The 20268-nt window shown below is 54.2% G+C and carries 17 protein-coding genes; 11 read left to right on the forward strand and 6 right to left on the reverse strand.

Going from position 1 to position 20268, the window contains the following annotated elements:
- Positions 1–2: 2 nt before the first annotated feature.
- Genes N7E69_RS07465 through araD form a run of 4 tightly spaced genes read left to right on the forward strand, consistent with a single transcriptional unit; the run spans position 3 to position 3700 of the window.
- A complete protein-coding gene (locus tag N7E69_RS07465) occupies positions 3–1499 on the forward strand; it encodes an FGGY-family carbohydrate kinase (protein WP_000074096.1) in 1497 nt (498 codons plus the stop codon).
- Entirely contained in the window at positions 1496–2158 is a 663-nt protein-coding gene (gene ulaD / locus N7E69_RS07470) for a 3-keto-L-gulonate-6-phosphate decarboxylase UlaD (RefSeq protein WP_000089527.1), read from the forward strand. Before N7E69_RS07465 ends, ulaD begins: the two co-directional genes overlap by 4 nt.
- Complete coding sequence (locus N7E69_RS07475; protein ID WP_001244035.1) at positions 2151–3011, forward strand: L-ribulose-5-phosphate 3-epimerase; 861 nt, start codon at positions 2151–2153, stop codon at positions 3009–3011. Before ulaD ends, N7E69_RS07475 begins: the two co-directional genes overlap by 8 nt.
- Complete coding sequence (gene araD, locus N7E69_RS07480; protein WP_000893174.1) at positions 3005–3700, forward strand: L-ribulose-5-phosphate 4-epimerase; 696 nt, start codon at positions 3005–3007, stop codon at positions 3698–3700. The genes N7E69_RS07475 and araD overlap by 7 nt, the downstream gene beginning before the upstream one ends.
- A 160-nt stretch (positions 3701–3860) precedes the next feature.
- Here araD and N7E69_RS07485 read toward each other — a convergent pair whose 3' ends face one another.
- Positions 3861–4676 (reverse strand): helix-turn-helix domain-containing protein, encoded by an 816-nt coding sequence (locus N7E69_RS07485; RefSeq protein WP_000891818.1) that lies wholly within the window; start codon positions 4674–4676, stop codon positions 3861–3863.
- A gap of 263 nt (positions 4677–4939) precedes the next feature.
- On the opposite strand from N7E69_RS07485, the gene N7E69_RS07490 reads away from it, so the two are divergent.
- Positions 4940–6895 (forward strand): glycoside hydrolase family 127 protein, encoded by a 1956-nt coding sequence (locus N7E69_RS07490; RefSeq protein WP_001101501.1) that lies wholly within the window; start codon positions 4940–4942, stop codon positions 6893–6895.
- Between the two features lie 117 nt (positions 6896–7012).
- Here the strand turns inward: N7E69_RS07490 and aldB are convergent, their stop codons facing one another.
- Positions 7013–8551, reverse strand: coding sequence for an aldehyde dehydrogenase AldB (gene aldB, locus N7E69_RS07495; protein ID WP_000183988.1), 1539 nt, complete (start codon positions 8549–8551; stop codon positions 7013–7015).
- Positions 8552–8719: 168 nt separating this feature from the next.
- Between aldB and N7E69_RS07500 the strand changes: the two genes are divergently transcribed.
- Positions 8720–9601 carry an ROK family protein gene (locus N7E69_RS07500; protein ID WP_001188275.1) on the forward strand — a complete coding sequence of 294 codons (882 nt, stop codon included), beginning with the start codon at positions 8720–8722 and terminating at the stop codon, positions 9599–9601.
- Positions 9602–9885: 284 nt separating this feature from the next.
- On the opposite strand, the gene selB is transcribed toward N7E69_RS07500, so the two are convergent.
- The 3 genes from selB to N7E69_RS07515 all read right to left on the reverse strand — a co-directional run bounded on the left by selB (position 9886) and on the right by N7E69_RS07515 (position 13831).
- A complete protein-coding gene (selB, locus tag N7E69_RS07505) occupies positions 9886–11736 on the reverse strand; it encodes a selenocysteine-specific translation elongation factor (protein WP_000582391.1) in 1851 nt (616 codons plus the stop codon).
- A complete protein-coding gene (gene selA, locus N7E69_RS07510; RefSeq protein WP_000200194.1) occupies positions 11733–13124 on the reverse strand; it encodes an L-seryl-tRNA(Sec) selenium transferase in 1392 nt (463 codons plus the stop codon). Before selA ends, selB begins: the two co-directional genes overlap by 4 nt.
- A gap of 98 nt (positions 13125–13222) precedes the next feature.
- Positions 13223–13831: a glutathione S-transferase gene (locus N7E69_RS07515; RefSeq protein ID WP_000766688.1), complete on the reverse strand. Its 609-nt coding sequence runs from the start codon at positions 13829–13831 to the stop codon at positions 13223–13225.
- Positions 13832–14306: 475 nt separating this feature from the next.
- On the opposite strand from N7E69_RS07515, the gene mtlA reads away from it, so the two are divergent.
- The 3 genes from mtlA (at position 14307) to mtlR (ending at position 18189) form a co-directional block, all read left to right on the forward strand.
- The gene (mtlA, locus tag N7E69_RS07520; protein ID WP_000093287.1) at positions 14307–16223 is read left to right on the forward strand and encodes a PTS mannitol transporter subunit IICBA; all 1917 of its coding nucleotides are present in this window, start codon (positions 14307–14309) and stop codon (positions 16221–16223) included.
- 230 nt (positions 16224–16453) lie between these two features.
- Positions 16454–17602: a mannitol-1-phosphate 5-dehydrogenase gene (gene mtlD, locus N7E69_RS07525; RefSeq protein ID WP_000645383.1), complete on the forward strand. Its 1149-nt coding sequence runs from the start codon at positions 16454–16456 to the stop codon at positions 17600–17602.
- Positions 17599–18189 (forward strand): mannitol operon repressor MtlR, encoded by a 591-nt coding sequence (gene mtlR / locus N7E69_RS07530; protein WP_000193201.1) that lies wholly within the window; start codon positions 17599–17601, stop codon positions 18187–18189. The genes mtlD and mtlR overlap by 4 nt, the downstream gene beginning before the upstream one ends.
- A 9-nt stretch (positions 18190–18198) precedes the next feature.
- On the opposite strand, the gene N7E69_RS07535 is transcribed toward mtlR, so the two are convergent.
- The gene (locus N7E69_RS07535; protein ID WP_001062554.1) at positions 18199–18408 is read right to left on the reverse strand and encodes a hypothetical protein; all 210 of its coding nucleotides are present in this window, start codon (positions 18406–18408) and stop codon (positions 18199–18201) included.
- A 290-nt stretch (positions 18409–18698) separates the two neighbouring features.
- On the opposite strand from N7E69_RS07535, the gene N7E69_RS07540 reads away from it, so the two are divergent.
- On the forward strand, positions 18699–19061 hold the full coding sequence (locus N7E69_RS07540; protein WP_000665687.1) for a YibL family ribosome-associated protein: 363 nt from the start codon (positions 18699–18701) through the stop codon (positions 19059–19061).
- Positions 19062–19548: 487 nt separating this feature from the next.
- Positions 19549–20232: a DUF3251 domain-containing protein gene (locus N7E69_RS07545; RefSeq protein ID WP_000549460.1), complete on the forward strand. Its 684-nt coding sequence runs from the start codon at positions 19549–19551 to the stop codon at positions 20230–20232.
- The last annotated feature ends 36 nt before the right edge of the window (positions 20233–20268 follow it).

Below are 20268 nucleotides of genomic sequence, written 5' to 3' on the forward strand. Positions count from 1 at the left end.
TCATGAGCAACTACTGGCTGGGGTTAGATTGTGGTGGGAGTTGGCTAAAAGCCGGGTTGTACGATGGCGCAGGCCGGGAAGTAGCGGTGCAACGCCTGCCGCTGCACGCTTTAAGCCCGCAGCCAGGCTGGGTTGAACGCGATATGACCGAACTGTGGCAACAGTGCGGCTCGGTCATCAGCAAACTGCTGACGCACACGGGGGTGAGCGGCTCACAAATCCGCGGTCTGGGTATTTCCGCTCAGGGTAAGGGCCTGTTCCTGTTAGATAAAAGCGATCGGCCATTAGGTAAAGCGATACTCTCTTCCGACCGTCGCGCCATGGAAATTGTCCAGCGCTGGCAAAAAGAAGCGGTTCCGCAAAAACTCTACCCGCTGACTCGGCAAACCCTGTGGACCGGGCATCCGGTCTCCCTTTTACGCTGGGTAAAAGAGAATGAGCCGCAGCGCTACTCGCAGATAGGCAGCGTCATGATGACGCATGACTATCTGCGCTGGTGCTTAACCGGCGTGAAAGGCTGTGAGGAGAGCAACATCTCCGAGTCCAACCTCTACAACATGGCGACGGGCCAGTACGACCCGCGTCTGACCGAGTGGCTGGGCATCAGTGAAATCGACAGCGCGCTGCCCCCCGTGGTGGGTTCAGCCGAAATCTGCGGGGAGATCACCGCTCAGGCAGCCGCCATCACCGGTCTGGCGGCGGGCACCCCCGTCGTCGGCGGCCTGTTTGATGTGGTTTCCACCGCCCTTTGCGCCGGTATTGAGGATGAATCAACGCTCAATGCGGTGATGGGCACCTGGGCCGTCACCAGCGGCATCGCTCACGGCCTGAGCGACCATGAGGCCCATCCTTACGTCTATGGCCGCTACGTCAATGACGGGCAGTATATCGTTCACGAAGCCAGCCCGACCTCCTCCGGCAACCTCGAATGGTTTACCGCCCAGTGGGGCGACCTCTCTTTTGACGAGATCAACCAGGCGGTCGCCAGCCTGCCGAAAGCCGGTAGCGACCTCTTTTTTCTGCCGTTTCTCTACGGCAGCAATGCCGGACTGGAGATGACCTGCGGCTTTTACGGCATGCAGGCGCTGCACACCCGCGCCCACCTGCTGCAGGCGATTTATGAAGGCGTGGTCTTCAGCCATATGACCCACCTCAACCGCATGCGTGAACGCTTTACCGACGTTTGCGCCCTGCGCGTTACCGGCGGCCCGGCCCACTCCGACGTCTGGATGCAGATGCTGGCGGACGTCAGCGGTTTACGCATTGAGCTGCCGCAGGTGGAGGAGACCGGCTGCTTCGGCGCGGCGCTGGCTGCCCGCGTCGGCACCGGCGTATATCGCGATTTCCGCGAGGCCCAACGCGACCTGCAGCACCCGGTGCGCACGCTGCTGCCGGACATGACCGCGCACGCCCTCTACCAGCGCAAATACCGCCAATACCAGGATTTGATTGAAGCACTACAGGGCTATCACGCCCGTATTAAGGAGCACGCATTATGAGCCGACCATTACTGCAACTGGCGCTCGACCACACCAGTCTGGAAGCAGCCCAACGCGATGTCGCCCTGCTACAGGATCATGTCGATATCGTTGAGGCCGGAACCATCCTTTGTTTAACCGAAGGCCTTAGCGCGGTGAAAGCCCTGCGAGCGCAGTGCCCGGAAAAAATCATCGTCGCCGACTGGAAAGTGGCCGATGCTGGTGAAACCCTGGCGCAGCAGGCTTTTGGCGCTGGCGCCAACTGGATGACTATCATCTGCGCCGCGCCGCTCGCGACCGTCGAGAAAGGCCACGCCGTCGCGCAATCCTGCGGCGGTGAAATTCAAATGGAGCTGTTCGGCAACTGGACGCTGGACGACGCCCGAGACTGGTATCGCACCGGCGTGCGTCAGGCGATTTATCATCGCGGACGCGATGCGCAGGCCAGCGGGCAACAGTGGGGAGAAGCGGACCTGGCACGCATGAAGGCGTTGTCCGACATCGGCCTTGAACTATCGATTACCGGCGGCATTACCCCAGCGGATCTGCCGCTGTTCCGCGACATTAACGTTAAGGCATTTATCGCCGGACGCGCGCTGGCAGGTGCCGCCCATCCGGCGCAGGTCGCCGCCGAATTCCACGCCCAAATTGACGCCATTTGGGGAGAAAAGCATGCGTAATCATCCATTAGGTATTTACGAGAAAGCACTGGCGAAAGATCTCAGTTGGCCAGAGCGGCTGGTGCTGGCAAAAAGCTGCGGTTTTGATTTTGTTGAGATGTCGGTGGATGAAACCGACGAACGTCTCTCACGCCTGGAGTGGACCTCGGCCCAACGCGCTTCGCTGGTGAACGCGATGCTGGAAAGCGGCGTCGCCATCCCGTCGATGTGCCTCTCCGCCCATCGTCGCTTCCCTTTTGGCAGCCGCGACGAAGCGGTACGCCAGCGGGCGCGTGAAATCATGACCAAAGCCATTCGCCTGGCGCGCGATCTCGGTATCCGCACCATCCAGTTGGCAGGTTACGACGTCTATTACGAAGAGCACGACGAAGGCACCCAGCAACGTTTCGCCGAAGGGCTGGCGTGGGCGGTGGAACAGGCCGCAGCGGCGCAGGTGATGCTGGCGGTGGAGATCATGGATACCGCGTTTATGAACTCCATCAGCAAGTGGAAAAAGTGGGACGAGATGCTTTCGTCACCGTGGTTCACCGTTTATCCAGACGTCGGCAACCTCAGCGCCTGGGGGAACGACGTGACCGCCGAGCTGAAGCTGGGTATCGACCGTATCGCCGCAATTCATCTGAAAGATACGCTGCCGGTGACCGGCGATAGCCCCGGCCAGTTCCGCGACGTGCCGTTTGGCGAAGGATGCGTTGATTTTGTGGGCATTTTTAAAACGCTGCATGAGCTGAATTATCGCGGTTCATTTCTGATTGAGATGTGGACAGAGAAAGCCAGTGAGCCGGTGCTGGAAATTATCCAGGCCCGCCGCTGGATTGAATCACGGATGCAGGAAGGAGGTTTCACATGTTAGAGCAACTGAAAGCCGAGGTGCTGGCGGCCAACCTGGCCCTCCCGGCGCACGGGCTGGTCACCTTTACCTGGGGCAACGTCAGCGCGGTCGATGAGACGCGCAAGCTGATGGTCATTAAGCCTTCCGGCGTCGAATATGAGGTGATGACCGCCGACGATATGGTGGTGGTAGAGATCGCCAGCGGTAAGGTCGTTGAAGGCAACAAAAAACCCTCGTCCGATACCGCGACCCATCTGGCGCTCTATCGCCGCTATCCGCAGATCGGTGGGATCGTGCATACCCATTCCCGCCATGCGACGATCTGGTCGCAGGCCGGGCTCGATCTGCCCGCCTGGGGCACCACCCACGCCGACTATTTCTATGGCGCGATCCCCTGTACCCGACTGATGACCGTTGAGGAGATTAACGGCGAGTACGAGTATCAGACCGGCGAGGTGATTATTAAAACCTTTGAAGAGCGCGGTCTGGATCCGGCGCAAATCCCGGCGGTATTAGTTCATTCACACGGCCCGTTTGCCTGGGGTAAAAATGCCGCCGATGCCGTCCACAACGCCGTGGTGCTTGAGGAGTGCGCCTATATGGGGCTGTTCTCGCGCCAGCTGGCCCCCCAGCTGCCGGATATGCAGCCTGAACTGCTCGATAAGCACTATCTGCGTAAACATGGCGCGAATGCCTATTACGGGCAGTAATACCGGCAGTCACAGCCTGTGTCGGATGGCGGCTGCGCCTTATCCGACCTACAAGATGTGCAATATCAATACGTTGTGATGAACTCTTGTAGGCCCGATAAGCAAAGCGCCATCGGGCATTCAGTTTGCAACCGCGTTGTCAGAGGGCCAAAGATTATACTCAAGAATTAACGTGTTCCTTACTGTAGCGCCGCTTCCAGGCGGTAGGCGTCAGGCCGGTGTGCTTGCGGAAGATCTGGCGAAAGTAACCAACGTCATTAAAACCGCACCGTTCCGCCACCTCTTTTAACGAACGCGCGTCGCTAATCAGCAACTTTTCCGCCTCGCGCACCCGCTGGCGGTGGATGGCTTCCGTTAGCGTAAGGTGAAATACCCGCCGATAAACGCGTCCCAGATAATCCACATTGCAATGCAGTTCTTTCGCCAGAACCGAGCTGGAAAGCGGCAGGTGATAGTGCGTTCGAATCAACTGCTGTACTTTCCAGGCCAGCGACACGCCAGCGGCCTCGGCGTTTTCATTCTGCCGGGCGTCAACGGTGAGCTGCTGCAAAATCAGCAGCACGATGAACTCCAGCGCCGGGCTGCGCTGGTGCTTTTCCTGCTCGTTCATAAACTGGCGAAAAAGCGCAATCAGCGCCTGCGGATCGGCAACCTGGGTATGCTGCGGCACGGAAAGATGCGTCAGCCAGCGCGGGTTGCTGTCCGGCGCTTTGACCTCAAAATGGAGCCAGTAAAATTTAAGATCGGCGGGAAACTCCTCAACGCCAATATGGCGGCGATGCGGCCAAAGCAACAGGCTTTCCCCGGCTTCGACACAGAAAACACATTCTTCTTCCTGAATTTTCAGGCAGCCTTTTTCCACAAATATAATTTCCCACGATTGCAGACGCCTGGCAGGATGACGCCCAATGCCGCGAGAAATAAATAATCCGCCGTTTTGGACTTTAATCGGTAATGTCATGGATAATTCGAGCATTAATATGTCATTTCCCGCTCATTCAGCACCGTATTTCATATTAGCTTTTGATTATTAACTAAAAATAGTCATTTCACTCGATCCATCTCACATTTTTAAATACGGGTCGGAATCGTCATCTTTTTTTACTCTTTTATCGCCTTGTCGCTCACCGCTATCTGGGCAAAATGAATCAGGTCATAACGCGAAAATAAAAATTACTGCCATAAAATACCCCGTCAGCGAGGAATATCTATGACCTCTACAGCCTTAAGGAGCACGAAATGAACGTACTGGAAGTCGATCTGCATAAACTGACGGTCAGCGATCCGTTCCTCGGACAGTATCAACAACTGGTTCGCGATGTGGTTATTCCTTACCAGTGGGATGCGTTAAACGATCGTATTCCAGAGGCTGAACCCAGCCATGCCATTGAAAATTTCCGCATTGCCGCAGGCCAGCAGACGGGCGACTTTTACGGCATGGTCTTTCAGGACAGCGACGTGGCGAAATGGCTGGAAGCGGTTGCCTGGTCACTGTGCCAGAAGCCCGATCCAGCGCTTGAGAAAACCGCCGATGAGGTGATTGAACTGGTGGCCGCCGCGCAGTGTGACGATGGCTATCTCAATACGTACTTTACGGCAAAAGCCCCGCAAGAACGCTGGAGCAACCTGGCGGAGTGCCACGAGCTTTATTGCGCCGGGCACCTGATTGAAGCGGGCGTCGCCTTCTTTCAGGCCACTGGCAAGCGTCGGCTGCTAGACGTCGTTTGTCGCCTGGCCGATCATATCGACAGCACTTTCGGCCCTGGCGAAAATCAGCTGCACGGCTATCCGGGCCACCCGGAAATTGAGCTGGCGCTGATGCGTCTGTATGAGGTAACAGAGCAGCCGCGCTATATGGCGCTGGCAAGCTACTTTATCGGGCAGCGCGGCGTCCAACCGCACTTCTACGACGAAGAGTACGAAAAACGCGGCCAGACCTCGTACTGGCATACCTACGGCCCGGCGTGGATGGTCAAAGACAAAGCCTACAGCCAGGCGCATCTGCCAATTTCGCAGCAGCAGACGGCCATTGGCCACGCGGTACGTTTTGTCTATCTGATGACTGGCGTGGCGCATCTCGCTCGCCTGAGCAACGATGAAGGCAAACGCCAGGACTGCCTGCGCCTGTGGAAAAATATGGCGCAGCGTCAGCTGTATATCACCGGCGGGATTGGCTCGCAGAGCAGCGGCGAAGCCTTTAGCAGCGATTACGATTTACCGAATGATTCGGTCTATGCGGAAAGCTGCGCTTCAATCGGCCTGATGATGTTCGCCCGCCGGATGCTGGAAATGGAAGCCGATAGCCAGTACGCCGACGTGATGGAGCGCGCGCTGTACAACACCGTCCTCGGCGGTATGGCGCTGGATGGCAAGCATTTCTTCTACGTCAACCCGCTGGAAGTGCATCCAAAATCGTTAAAATTCAACCATATTTACGATCACGTTAAGCCCATCCGCCAGCGCTGGTTTGGCTGCGCCTGCTGCCCGCCGAATATCGCCCGCGTGCTCACCTCCCTTGGTCACTACATCTACACGCCGCGTGCGGATGCGCTGTACATCAATATGTACGTGGGTAACAGCATGGAAATACCGGTTGGAAATGGCGCGCTCAAACTGCGGATTGGCGGGAACTACCCGTGGCAAGAGCAGGTGAAGATCGCCATCGACTCTGTGCAGCCGGTACGTCACACGCTGGCGCTACGTCTGCCGGACTGGTGCCCTGAGGCAAAAGTGACGCTCAACGGGCTGGAAGTGGAGCAGGATATTCGCAAAGGTTATCTGCATATCCGTCGGACCTGGCAGGAGGGCGATACGATAACCCTGACGCTGCCGATGCCGGTTCGCCGCGTGTATGGCAATCCGCTGGCGCGTCACGTCGCCGGTAAGGTCGCCATTCAGCGCGGGCCGCTGGTCTATTGCCTTGAGCAGGCCGATAACGGCGAAGAACTGCATAATCTGTGGTTACCGAAAGAGAGTGAGTTCCGGGTCTTTGAGGGCAAAGGGCTTTTTGCGCATAAGATGCTGATTCAGGCTGAAGGCGAGAAGCAAAGCGCCCTAGATGCGCAGCATCAGGCGTTGTGGCACTACGATAACGCGCCGTCATCGCGCCAGCCGCAGACGCTAACGTTCATTCCGTGGTTTAGCTGGGCCAACCGTGGCGAGGGCGAAATGCGGATTTGGGTTAACGAGCGGTAATACTGTGCCGGATGGCGACTGCGCCTTATCCGGCCTACAAGATTTGCAATATCAGTATATTGCGATGAATTTTTGTAGGCCCGATAAGCGCAGCGCCATCGGGCATTACCTCTTGCGTCAGAACAGCCCCAGCGGCTTATCGGAATAGCTCACCAGCAGGCACTTGGTTTGCTGGTAGTGTTCCAGCATCATCTTATGCGTTTCGCGCCCGATGCCCGACTGCTTATAGCCGCCGAACGCAGCATGTGCCGGATAGGCGTGATAGCAGTTGGTCCATACGCGCCCGGCCTGAATGCCGCGCCCCATCTTATAGGCCAGATTGCCGTTGCGGCTCCAGACGCCAGCGCCCAGGCCGTATTGGGTATCGTTAGCGATTTCCAGCGCCTCCTCCATGGTTTTAAAGGTGGTTACCGCCAGCACCGGGCCAAAGATCTCCTCCTGAAAGACGCGCATATTGTTCTTACCAAACAGAATGGTAGGCTCAAGGTAATAGCCCTCTTTAAGTTCGCCATCCAGCTCCTTGCGTCGCCCACCGGTCAGAATATCGGCCCCCTCTTTTTTACCGATATCGATATAATTGAGGATAGTCTCAAGCTGGCCGTGGGAGACCTGCGCCCCCATCTGTGTACCGCTATCTAGCGGGTTCCCGCTGCGAATGCTCTCTACCCGGCGAATAGCGCGCTCCATAAAGCGCTCATAGATGGACTCCTGGACCAGCGCACGGCTTGGACAGGTACACACCTCGCCCTGGTTAAAGGCAAACAGGGCAAATCCCTCCAGCGCTTTATCAAAGAACGCATCTTCCTCATCCATCACGTCAGCAAAGAAGATATTGGGCGATTTACCGCCTAACTCCAGCGTCACAGGAATAATATTCTGCGTGGCGTACTGCATGATCTGTTGACCCACTTCCGTCGAACCGGTAAACGCCACCTTCGCGATACGTTTCGAGGTCGCCAGATATTCGCCAATCTCGCCGCCCGCGCCGTTCACGACGTTGACGACGCCCGGCGGTAACAGATCGCCAATGACTTCCATTAACAGCAGAACGGAAAGCGGCGTCAGGCGTGCCGGTTTAAGCACCACGCAGTTACCCGCCGCCAGCGCTGGCGCCATTTTCCAGCTTGCCATCAACAACGGAAAGTTCCACGGGATTATCTGCCCCACGACGCCAAGCGGTTCGTGAAAATGGTAGGCCACGGTTTCGCTATCAACTTCGCTAATCCCGCCCTCCTGCGCACGTATACAGGAGGCGAAATAGCGGAAATGATCGATCGCCAGCGGTACGTCGGCGGCGCTGGTTTCACGAATCGGTTTACCGTTATCCCAGGTTTCCGCTGTCGCCAACAGTTCGAGGTTTTGTTCCATCCGATCGGCGATCTTAAACAAGATAGCGGCACGGTCTTGTACTGACGTATGCGCCCACTTATCTTTCGCCTTATGCGCGGCGTCGAGCGCTAAATCGATATCTTTTTTACCGGAGGAAGCGACTTCACATAGCGGCTGGCCGGTCACTGGCGTCAGGTTTTGATAATATTCGCCGTCGGCGGGCGCAACCCAGTCACCACCAATAAAATTGTCATAGCGGGCTTTTAACTTCAGTGGGTACCCGTATTCACCTGGCTGAATACGTGTTGAAGGGGGATTGTTCGTCATGACCAACTCCTTATTGTAAAGGTACTCCACAAGGGTAGACGGTGCTGGTGAATTTTTCGCCAATGATTTCCCGCTTTACGACAGCAATCACGAATTACTTTCCTTTACGTTTCTCCGTCTGGTTTTAGCCATACTAAACAGGTGCCTGTTTAACGTACGGAGAACACTATGCAGCAATATATCGGTATTGATGTGGGAGGAACTCACGTCAAATATGGCGTGATTAACAGTGACGGCGAAGAATTAACCCATCATCAATTCGATACGCCAGAGGACGCCTCCACGTTTACCCGCAAATGGCAGGATGTGGTGGCGCGTTGCCAACAGGACTATGACATTGCGGCAATCGGGGTCAGTTTCCCTGGCCATATTAATCCCCATAACGGTCATGCGGCAAAAGCGGGCGCGCTGGCTTACCTGGATGACGTCAACCTGATGGAGTTGTTCAGCGGGCTGACCGATCTGCCGCTGGTCGTGGAGAACGACGCGAACTGCGCGGCGCTGGGCGAAATGTGGCGAGGTGCCGGGCAGCATTATGAAAACATGGTCTGTATCACCATTGGAACCGGCATTGGCGGCGGTATTATCGTCGGACGAGAACTGTATCGCGGCGCGCATTTTCACGCCGGTGAATTCGGCGTCATGCCGGTCGGGAACAATGGCGAAAGTATGCATAAAATCGCGTCAACCAGCGGATTAATGGCGTCGTGCCGCCAGGCGCTGGCGCTGCCTGCCGAAGAGATGCCGCCTGCGGATGTGATCTTCGAACGAATGGCGACCGATGTTCATCTGCGTGAGGCGGTCAATGACTGGGCGCGTTATCTTTCACGCGGCGTTTACAGCGTGATCTCTATGTTTGATCCGGGCGTGGTGCTGATCGGCGGAGGAATAAGCGAACAGGAAAAGCTCTACCCGCTCCTGACGCGGCATCTTGAAACGTTTGAAATGTGGGAGGCGCTCCAGGTGCCGATTCAGCCCTGCCAACTGGGAAATCAGGCGGGCAGGCTGGGCGCCGTCTGGCTGGCGCAGCAAAAGCTCGATCGAAGCTAACGTGTTACGCCTTATCCGGCCTGCATCGTCTACGCAGGCCCGGTAAGCGTCCGCGCCACCGGGCAAAGGCGTTACATCGCCGTGCGATAAAGTTCCACAATCTCATCGTGAGTCGCCTGAATAAGGCGCAAAGAATATGGGTAAAATTATCCTGATAACAGGTTCACGCTGGCTATTTTAAGAAGCCAGAAAAATAAAAAGCACATCTGGTTCATTTCCTGATGTGCTTTTTATAAAGCAACGCAATAATTGTATTGCTTCATTTGTTATTTAATTTAACCATTTCATTCTTTTTGCGGAAATAATAACGCATCACGTAATAAATGATCATTCCCACGACGTCGTGTAAATCCAATCCGGTCAAAATATTCAAGGATCTGAATGGCCAGTTTCCGCCCTACATTCAGCCTGTCGCGAAAATCCGCCGCACACGTTGATCCTCTCTCTTGATCCAGCTCGCGGATCATATTGGCGAAAGCGACAATCCGATCGTTACGATAGTACCGATCTTTTACGATCGCGGTAATGATGCCTTGCTGCGCCGCCTGCCGCAGCACCAGCCGCATCAATTGTTCTTCCGTTCCGGTCTCTTTCGCCAGATCGCGTACCCACCAGGGCTCATCGCCAAATAGCGGTTCAACTTTTTGCCAGACGGCCTGCTGCTCATCGCTAAATCCCGCTTTATGATCCGGCAGATGCAACCAACCGTGATGGCTATGAATCAGGCCGTCGTCGCGCATCCGCTCGATCAGCATCAGAACCAGCGCTTCATCCTCCATCGGCAGGGCCATGCGGCGTAAACGCTCGCGTCCCGGCCCCGGTTCATCGCGGTGCTGTTCGTGGTAGGTCGCCAGCGTATCAAGAATCTTACGCTGCCAGCGGGCGGCGACGGGCGCGCTTAACAAATTGTCTCCAGCCTGGATAAAACCATGTTGCTCAATAAGCTGACGCATACCGAGAGGATTAAGCTGACGCGCCCAACCGAAATCCGGCAGGTTGACGGCGCCGCGTTCCAGATGAATGGCCAACGCCGCGCTATCGTCCTGCGCGGCGGCAAGCGTTGAAAGCCAGTGCAAATAATCTGGCTTACGTTTACCGCGACGCGGCGCCTTAAGCGTCACCACGCGTGCGCCGGCAAGGGTGGCACGTGCGGAAATATCACGCAGCACCAGTCTGTCATTATCGGCCAGCCACAACGGCGTATCAAAGATCAGCTCGGCCAGCCCGCCTTCCAGCAAAGAGACGCGACCGGTCACATGGCTGGCAGCATGGTGAATATGTAGCGGTTGCCATTGGGAAAGCGGCGCATGAAGCGCCAGAGAAACGATCACCCGGGAAAAAGCCTCCCCCGCCGGCGCATCGGAAAGCAGCCAGTCGCCGCGGTTAAGCTGCTCCTTCTCCGCATCGCCCGCAATATTGAGCGCAATACGTTGCCCGGCATACGCATGGTCGGTAGGCTGATTTTGCGCGTGTAGACTTCGTACGCGCATCGGCGTATTAACGCCGGTCAACCATAGCGTATCGCCCACGTTTACCTCTCCGCTCAGCGCCGTTCCGGTCACCACCAGTCCCGCCCCTTTCACCGTAAACGCACGGTCGATAGCCAGACGGAAGCGATGCTGCGCGGCGTGCGAACGTGCAGGAAGCTGCTGTAAATGAGCGCGAAGTTCTGCAATACCGCGTCCTTCATTGGCGGCGGTGACAAATAAAACGGTATCGGCGAAGCCATAGTTGTCGAGCGCCGCCAGTACCTCTTCACGTACTTCACCGATACGCGCCTCATCCACGCGATCGGCTTTGGTCAGCGCGACGGTGAGCTGGAGATTGCCCGTCAGTTGCAGGATCTGTAAATGCTCGCGCGTTTGCGCCATGACGCCGTCATCACAGGCGACCACCAGCAAAGCGTGATCAATACCGCCTACGCCCGCCAGCATGTTAGAGAGGAATTTTTCATGTCCAGGCACATCGATAAAGCCCAGCACACGACCATCCGGCTGCGGCCAATAGGCGTAGCCCAGATCGATAGTCATCCCGCGTTTTTTCTCTTCCGGCAGGCGATCGGCATTGACTCCGGTAATCGCCTGGAGCAACGTCGTTTTACCGTGGTCTACGTGTCCGGCAGTTGCAATAATCATTTCAGCATCATCTCCATAAACCGGCTTTCGTCTTCAAGACAGCGCATATCCAGCCATAAACGGCCATCATAAATTCGGCCAATGACCGGTACAGGCAGCGTGCGCCAGCGGGCCGCCAGCGCCTCCAGCCGACTACCACGCCCGTCGTGCGGGGTAAAGGTCATGGCGGCGCTGGGAAGGCGGTCTACTGGTAATGAACCGCTGCCGATTTGCGACAGGCAGGGTTTAACCTCCAGCGCAAATTCATCGCCGTAACGTGCCGCCAGCCGCGCCTGTAACCGCTGCGCTTGTTCGCGAATCGACGCTTCACTGCGAGTTAACAGACGCAGGGTGGGTAATTTCTCCGCCAACGCTTCCGGGTGCAGATACAGACGTAACGTTGCCTCCAGCGCCGCCAGCGTCATTTTATCAGCGCGCAGAGCGCGCTTCAGCGGATGGCTTTGCAGTTGGGCAATCATCGCTTTTTTGCCGACGATAATCCCGGCCTGCGGCCCGCCCAGCAACTTATCGCCGGAGAAGCTTACCAGGCTGACGCCTGCGGCAATGAGCTGCTGCGGCATCGGCTCTTTGGGTAAGCCATATTGACTTAAATCCACCAGCGAACCGCTGCCCAGATCCGCCACCACCGGAATATCCAGCTCTCGCCCGATTTCCGCCAGTTCCGCTTCCTCTACCGTTTTGGTAAAGCCCTCAATGCTGTAATTACTGGTATGCACCTTCATCAACAGCCCGGTATTTTCATTTACCGCCTGACGGTAATCTTTCGCGTGCGTCCGGTTGGTGGTGCCCACTTCATGCAGCGTACAGCCCGCCTGGCGCATAACATCCGGAATACGAAACGCGCCGCCGATTTCGACCAGCTCGCCACGCGAAACTACCACCTCTTTGCCGCTGGCGGTCGCCGCCAACATCAGCAATACCGCCGCCGCATTGTTATTGACGATACAGGCGTCCTCCGCCCCGGTGATTCGGCATAACAGCGTCGCCAGCGCCCGGTCGCGATGCCCCCGCCCGGCGCCATCTAAATCGTATTCCAGCGTCACCGGCGCGCGCATCGCCTGCGTTACCGCCTCAACCGCTTCTTGCGCCTGCAATGCGCGGCCAAGATTGGTGTGCAACACCGTCCCCGTCAGGTTAATCACCGGGCGCAGCGCGCTTTGCGCCGCATTTTCCAGCCGGAGTTTCGCCTCTTGCGCCCAGTCTGCGTACCAGTCGGGAAGTGTTTGCGTATTCCGGATGACGTCGCGCGCGTCGTCAAGCATCCGCCTAAGCAGATCAACCACCTGGGTATGGCCATACCGATCGCGCAGAGAAAGAAAAGCGCTATCGTGCAATAAACGATCGATAGCAGGAAGCTGGCTGTAGAGTGTACGCGTTTCGCTTGTCATGAAAATGCCTGGCTGTTGGTGGCCCTCTCCTGGCGGGAGAGGGATATCGACATAAGGGGGATTGTAACGTGAGTTTGCTCAGGCGGACATAATGCGCGTCAAGCCTTTGGCGCTTCGGTGCGGGCAAAGCTTTCGCGCTGAAAAAGTGTTTCGACCAGTTTGACCAGGTGGGGGCGGCTAACGCACCAGCCAGGCGCGACCCGGCGGAAGTTGAGATAGCCTACCGCACAGGCAATCGCGATAGTCGCCAGATTGACCGTATCCGTTTTTAGTGTCCCGTCGCTCAGATAACTTTCGAGCATATCCAGGCTGCGGTTGATTTTTTCCCGCTGGCGCAACAGTTCCGTTTCCGATTGTTGCGCCGCCGGGCGCGCCTGTTCGCGTACAGAAACCAACGCTGCATCCATAATACCGTCAGCCAACGCTTCAAGCTGGCGAACTTTAAGCGCTGCCATCGGGTCACGCGGGAGCATCGCTGGCGCGATATCCAGCAGCTCAATATATTCCGCGATGATCGGCGAATCGAACCAATACTCCCCTTTCTCCGTCACCAGCGCTGGCACCTTACCCAGAGGGTTGTATTGCGCCACGCCGTTATTCGCCTCGTAGGGTAGTTCATTAATAAATTCGAAGGTGATGCCTTTTTCGAGCAGCAGAACAGAGATTTTGCGCACAAAAGGGCTGGTGTAGCTACCGATGAGTTTCATGCCGTGTCCTTTTTGCCAACCAGTAAAAATCATAGTATGGCTCAAATAAGACGAAAAGAGACGCAAAAGGAGGTTGCTGAATGACATAACGTGAGAGGGCTCGCGACAAAATGTTTGCCGGATCGTATTGACGTTACCCGGGCTTAAAATTTATTGTGAAGAGGATCACAAAAATTCAACAAAGCACCAAAATAAAAATGTGAAATATCTCACATAAAATGGCCTTTTAAGGGCTAAAAATGAGATTCGTTGTTTTTTTACACAGCCACTTTGTGATCAATATCACATCAATTACCTCTCTACCCCCTATATTTATGTGACACAAATCACATAAATTGTCCCTGTCTGGACAGTTGAACGATTCAGTGCCAGATTGCGCAGTATCTACACTACAGGGTCCGGCTACCTCTGCCGCTACATTAACAAACCTCGGGCTTTCAGCCTGCGCGACAGCAACATAAGAAGGGGTGTTTTTATGTCATCCGATATTAAGATCAAAGTGCAAAGCTTTGGTCGATTCCTCAGCAATATGGTGATGCCTAATATCGGCGCGTTTATCGCGTGGGGTATTATCACCGCATTATTTATTCCAACAGGGTGGTTGCCTAACGAAACGCTGGCGAAACTGGTTGGTCCGATGATCACCTACCTGTTGCCGCTGCTCATCGGTTATACCGGCGGTCGTCTGGTTGGCGGCGAACGCGGCGGCGTAGTGGGCGCTATCACTACCATGGGCGTTATTGTCGGCGCGGATATGCCGATGTTCCTCGGCTCGATGATCGCCGGTCCATTAGGCGGCTACTGCATTAAGAAATTCGACAGTTGGGTAGACGGTAAGATCAAATCCGGTTTTGAGATGCTGGTGAACAACTTCTCCGCTGGCATCATCGGTATGATCCTCGCCATCCTGGCGTTCCTCGGTATTGGTCCGGCGGTTGAAGTCCTGTCCAAAATTCTGGCGGCGGGCGTTAACTTCATGGTGGCGCACGATATGCTGCCGCTGGCGTCCATTTTTGTTGAACCGGCGAAAATCCTGTTCCTCAATAACGCGATTAACCACGGCATCTTCTCACCGCTGGGTATCCAGCAGTCCCATGAGATGGGTAAATCCATCTTCTTCCTGATTGAAGCTAACCCGGGTCCGGGGATGGGCGTCCTGCTGGCGTACATGTTCTTCGGTCGCGGCAGCGCTAAACAGTCTGCGGGCGGCGCGGCCATCATCCACTTCCTGGGCGGTATCCACGAAATTTACTTCCCGTACGTGCTGATGAACCCACGCCTGATTCTGGCCGTTATCCTTGGCGGTATGACCGGCGTATTCACCCTGACCATCCTGAACGGCGGTCTGGTCTCTCCGGCGTCTCCGGGTTCCATTCTGGCGGTACTGGCGATGACGCCAAAAGGCGCTTACTTCGCTAACATCGCTGCCATCGTGGCGGCAATGGCGGTCTCCTTCGTGGTTTCTGCAATTCTGCTGAAAACCAGCAAAGTGAAAGAAGAAGATGACATTGAAGCGGCCACCCGTCGTATGCATGACATGAAAGCGGAATCTAAAGGCGCCTCTCCGCTGGCGGCTGGCGACGTGACCAACGACCTGAGCCATGTGCGTAAAATCATCGTGGCTTGCGATGCCGGTATGGGTTCCAGCGCGATGGGCGCAGGGGTACTGCGTAAGAAAGTACAGGATGCAGGCCTGAGCCAGATCTCCGTCACCAACAGCGCCATTAACAATCTGCCGCCGGATGTGGATCTAGTCATTACTCACCGTGACCTGACCGAGCGCGCGATGCGTCAGGTACCGCAGGCGCAGCATATTTCGCTGACCAACTTCCTGGATAGCGGCCTGTACACCAGCCTGACCGAACGTCTGGTTGCCGCACAGCGCCATAATACTAATGAAGAGAAAGTCCGCGACCATCTGAAAGACAGCTTTGAGGAGGGTGATAACAACCTGTTCAAACTGGGTGCGGAGAATATCTTCCTGGGCCGTAAAGCCGCTAACAAAGAAGAGGCGATTCGCTTTGCCGGTGAACAACTGGTGAAAGGCGGCTATGTTGAGCCGGAATACGTCGAGGCGATGCTGGACCGCGAAAAGCTGACGCCGACTTACCTCGGTGAATCCATCGCAGTACCGCACGGTACAGTAGAAGCTAAAGACCGCGTGCTGAAAACCGGCGTGGTGTTCTGCCAGTATCCGGAAGGCGTACGCTTCGGTGAAGAAGAAGACGATATTGCCCGTCTGGTCATTGGTATCGCCGCACGTAACAATGAGCACATTCAAGTGATTACCAGCCTGACCAACGCGCTAGATGATGAATCCGTGATCGAACGTCTGGCGCACACCACCAGCGTGGATGAAGTGCTGGAACTGCTGGCAGGTAAAAAAGCTTAACAGTTAAGTATCCCCAAAATAGTTCGAGCTGCAGGAAGGCGGCAACGCAGTGAATCCCCAGGAGCGTACATAAGTACGTGACTGGGGTGAGCGAGGAGAGCCAACGCATCTGCAGTTCGAAATATGAAGGCGATATCCTCTCCCTTGTGGAGAGGGTTAGGTTGAGGGGAAATCTATGCAGTCCCTCACCCTAGCCCTCTCGGGTAAAAACATTAATGAAGGTTAATACTATGAAAGCATTACATTTTGGCGCAGGTAATATCGGTCGTGGCTTTATCGGCAAACTGCTGGCTGACGCGGGGATACAACTGACGTTTGCGGATGTAAACCAGGTCGTACTCGATGCCCTGAATGCCCGTCATAGCTATCAGGTTCATGTTGTGGGTGAAAATGAGCAGGTGGATACCGTTTCCGGCGTCAACGCTGTCAGCAGCATCGGCGATGATGTTGTCGACCTGATTGCCCACGTTGATTTAATCACCACTGCCGTGGGTCCGGTTGTGCTTGAGCGTATCGCTCCGGCCATCGCTAAAGGGCTGGTAAAACGTAAGGCGCAGGGCGTGGATGCCCCGCTGAATATCATCGCCTGTGAAAATATGGTGCGCGGCACCACGCAGCTCAAAGGTCATGTGATGAACGCGCTGGCGGATGGCGATAAAGCCTGGGTTGAACAGCACGTTGGCTTTGTCGATTCCGCCGTTGACCGTATTGTGCCGCCTTCCGCTTCCGCCACCCATGACCCGCTGGAAGTGACGGTAGAAACCTTCAGCGAGTGGATCGTCGATAAAACCCAGTTTAAAGGCGCATTGCCGACCATTCCGGGGATGGAGTTAACGGATAACCTGATGGCATTTGTCGAACGTAAACTCTTCACGCTGAACACGGGTCATGCTATAACCGCGTACCTCGGCAAATTAGCCGGTCATCAGACCATTCGCGACGCTATTCTCGATGAGAGTATTCGCGCGGTGGTGAAAGGCGCGATGGAAGAAAGCGGCGCGGTGCTGATCAAACGCTACGGTTTTGATGCCGACAAACATGCGGCATACATTCAGAAAATCCTCGGTCGTTTTGAAAACCCGTATCTGAAAGATGACGTCGAACGCGTAGGTCGTCAGCCGCTACGCAAACTCAGCGCGGGCGACCGTCTGATCAAACCGCTGCTTGGCACCCTGGAATATGGTCTGCCGCATGTGAATCTGGTCAAAGGGATCGCGGCGGCGATGCATTTCCGTAGCGATGAAGATCCGCAGGCGCAAGAGTTGGCGGCACTGATTACCGAAAAAGGCCCGCAGGCCGCGCTGGCGCAAATTTCCGGGCTGGATGCCAATAGCGATGTGGTGGCGGAGGCGGTTAACGCATATAACGCGACCAAATGACGCAGAACCCGGCGCAGGTTAGCCTGCGCCCAAATAACAGATTGTCAGATATGCAGGCAATAATGGAACAAACCCAGGCCTTTGAAAATCGTGTGCTTGAGCGTCTGAATGCTGGCAAAACCGTACGGAGCTTCCTGATTACCGCCGTCGAGTTATTGACCGAGGCGGTGAACATTCTGGTGCTCCAGGTGTTTCGCAAAGACGACTATGCCGTGAAATACGCTGTGGAACCGTTGCTGGACGGCGACGGGCCGCTGGGCGATCTTTCGGTACGTCTGAAACTTATCTATGGCCTGGGCGTACTCAGCCGCACCGAATATGAAGATGCGGAGCTGTTAATGGCGCTGCGCGAAGAGCTGAATCACGATGGCAATGAGTACGCCTTTACCGACGATGAAATCCTCGGGCCGTTTGGCGAACTGCACTGCGTCATGGCGCTACCGCCGCCGCCGCATTTTGATACGTCCGACGCGGCGCTATACGCCATGCAAATTCAGCGCTACCAGCAGGCGGTGCGTTCGACGATGGTCCTCTCTCTGACCGAGCTGATTTCTAAAATCAGCTTAAAAAAGGCCTTTCAAAAGTAAATCCCGCCGTTAACCTCTTTCTTCTTCTTTTGGTCGGTACAGCCGCCGGTAATATTCCAGACGCTGCAAATAAATGGGCGCGCTCTCCGACGGCACCTCGGAAGGAACATAATCACGCGGCGGCGTTTTATTCAGGTATTCACGGAACGCCTGGCTGGACGCCATAAAATCGACGGCTTTATCAATAAGAAGTGGTACGATCTCACCTATTTTTGCCATGATAGATCCTCCATGTGGGACCCGCGTCTGACTCCCGCGGTCGCTTATTTGAGTTTAGGATCAATTTAGCGTTGTCATTGAGGAAAATGTGCTTAATCGCTTTTCTTGTCGGCAAAAAGGCGCTTCATCTTTTCTTTCGAAAAAAAATATTTTATTATCAATGAGATAAATAAATAATTAGCGATGTAATACTTACCGTAATTGATTATCTTTACGTCATGAGTTGTGAAGAATCACTCACTGCGCGCATACTATAGGATATCTATCCCATTTCTATCAGAAGCTATCCCATGAAAGAAGTCGAAAAAAACGAAATTAAACGCCTGAGCGATCGTCTTGACGCTATTCGCCACCAGCAGGCAGGTCTCTCTCTGGTTGAATCCGCCGATAAATACGCGGAGCTGGAAAAAGAAAAAGAGACGCTAGAAGCAGAAATTATCCGTCTGCGCGAAGTACACAGCCAGAAACTGAGTAAAGAAGCGCAGAAGCTGATGAACCTGCCGTTTCGCCGCGCGATCACTAAAAAAGAGCAGGCCGACATGGGCAAGTTGAAGAAAAGCGTGCGTGGCCTGATTGTTGTCCACCCGATGACGGCGCTGGGCCGGGAAATGGGGCTCAAAGAGATGACAGGTTTCGCGAAGAGCGAGTTCTAAACCTTCCGCATCCCAGGCTCTCAGGACACCCGTTGTACGGAGGATGTCTTGAGAGCATCGGGCTATATTCCGAATTTTTCATGGAAGTATTTACACCGATTATATACAAGTTCATTTTTAACGGTAATCCCTGCTTTTTCAGGATGAAAAATCCCACTATCGTGCCTGTTTGTATTTATACAATGAATTTTTTCATCCTCTTTTCTCATACCCCGCAGAATATGATTGACCCGCAAAATTAAATAACATTATCATCCCTGAAAAAAATCCCCATACATAAACATTATAATTATATTTTTATAAAGCATTGCTATGAGCAATTGATAAATAACGTCGGGTTTTTGCGCGCTTCTATAGAAGCGACGAATGTTTTCATTCTAACCATACGTTAATGAGTTATTGGCAATACTCGCTGAATGATGAGCTAGTTGTATAAATAACAGGTTAACTATTTATATTATATAAATTATTAACAAGGATATTTCATATGCACAAAAATGGAAAATTTATCTCCCTGCTTGCGTTGGGATTCACATTCTTTTTATCTGGTTGTGATTACTTCGCAGATAAACACCTTGTTGAAGAAATGAAAGAACAACAAAAAGAACAAGAAACAAAGATAAACCTGTTAGAAAAACAACAAAAAGAACAAGAAGCAAAGATAAATCTGTTAGAAAAACAACAAGCTACGATTATCAACACAACCAAAAAGGTCACCGAAGTCGTTGGCCGCGTTGAACGCAAACAACGGCTATTCGACTATACAGAACTGGACCCATCACAAACGCACTATTTTATTATTAACAACGGCAATATCGGATTAGCCGGGCGTATTCTATCTATTGAGCCAATAGATAATGGAAGTGTTATTCATCTTGATTTAGTTAACTTACTCAGCATTCCGGTATCAAACCTTGCGTTTAATATGACATGGGGTACGAAAAAACCTTCCGAGGCAAAAGATCTGCCTCGCTGGAAACAACTCCTGCTCAACACGAAAATGGACTCGACAATCGAACTCTTACCGGGAGCATGGACAAACGTCACGCTAACATTAAAAGGCGTATCGCCCAATAATCTTAAGTATCTAAAAATAGGTATTGACATGGAGAATGTCATATTCGACAGCATACAACCTATTAACGATACAAAAAAGAAGCCAAAAAAATAATAGCCATTGATACAATTATTTTAGAAAAGGAAATTA

Source organism: Salmonella sp. 3C (assembly GCF_025426275.1).
GTDB lineage: Bacteria > Pseudomonadota > Gammaproteobacteria > Enterobacterales > Enterobacteriaceae > Salmonella > Salmonella enterica.

Excerpts from the sequence above, each read along its gene's own strand:
- N7E69_RS07465 (WP_000074096.1), top strand. The coding sequence starts at position 3 with ATGAGCAACTACTGGCTGGGGTTAGATTGTGGTGGGAGTTGGCTAAAA.
- ulaD (WP_000089527.1), top strand. The coding sequence starts at position 1,496 with ATGAGCCGACCATTACTGCAACTGGCGCTCGACCACACCAGTCTGGAA.
- N7E69_RS07475 (WP_001244035.1), top strand. The coding sequence starts at position 2,151 with ATGCGTAATCATCCATTAGGTATTTACGAGAAAGCACTGGCGAAAGAT.
- araD (WP_000893174.1), top strand. The coding sequence starts at position 3,005 with ATGTTAGAGCAACTGAAAGCCGAGGTGCTGGCGGCCAACCTGGCCCTC.
- N7E69_RS07485 (WP_000891818.1), bottom strand. The coding sequence starts at position 4,676 with ATGCTCGAATTATCCATGACATTACCGATTAAAGTCCAAAACGGCGGA.
- N7E69_RS07490 (WP_001101501.1), top strand. The coding sequence starts at position 4,940 with ATGAACGTACTGGAAGTCGATCTGCATAAACTGACGGTCAGCGATCCG.
- aldB (WP_000183988.1), bottom strand. The coding sequence starts at position 8,551 with ATGACGAACAATCCCCCTTCAACACGTATTCAGCCAGGTGAATACGGG.
- N7E69_RS07500 (WP_001188275.1), top strand. The coding sequence starts at position 8,720 with ATGCAGCAATATATCGGTATTGATGTGGGAGGAACTCACGTCAAATAT.
- selB (WP_000582391.1), bottom strand. The coding sequence starts at position 11,736 with ATGATTATTGCAACTGCCGGACACGTAGACCACGGTAAAACGACGTTG.
- selA (WP_000200194.1), bottom strand. The coding sequence starts at position 13,124 with ATGACAAGCGAAACGCGTACACTCTACAGCCAGCTTCCTGCTATCGAT.
- N7E69_RS07515 (WP_000766688.1), bottom strand. The coding sequence starts at position 13,831 with ATGAAACTCATCGGTAGCTACACCAGCCCTTTTGTGCGCAAAATCTCT.
- mtlA (WP_000093287.1), top strand. The coding sequence starts at position 14,307 with ATGTCATCCGATATTAAGATCAAAGTGCAAAGCTTTGGTCGATTCCTC.
- mtlD (WP_000645383.1), top strand. The coding sequence starts at position 16,454 with ATGAAAGCATTACATTTTGGCGCAGGTAATATCGGTCGTGGCTTTATC.
- mtlR (WP_000193201.1), top strand. The coding sequence starts at position 17,599 with ATGACGCAGAACCCGGCGCAGGTTAGCCTGCGCCCAAATAACAGATTG.
- N7E69_RS07535 (WP_001062554.1), bottom strand. The coding sequence starts at position 18,408 with ATGGCAAAAATAGGTGAGATCGTACCACTTCTTATTGATAAAGCCGTC.
- N7E69_RS07540 (WP_000665687.1), top strand. The coding sequence starts at position 18,699 with ATGAAAGAAGTCGAAAAAAACGAAATTAAACGCCTGAGCGATCGTCTT.
- N7E69_RS07545 (WP_000549460.1), top strand. The coding sequence starts at position 19,549 with ATGCACAAAAATGGAAAATTTATCTCCCTGCTTGCGTTGGGATTCACA.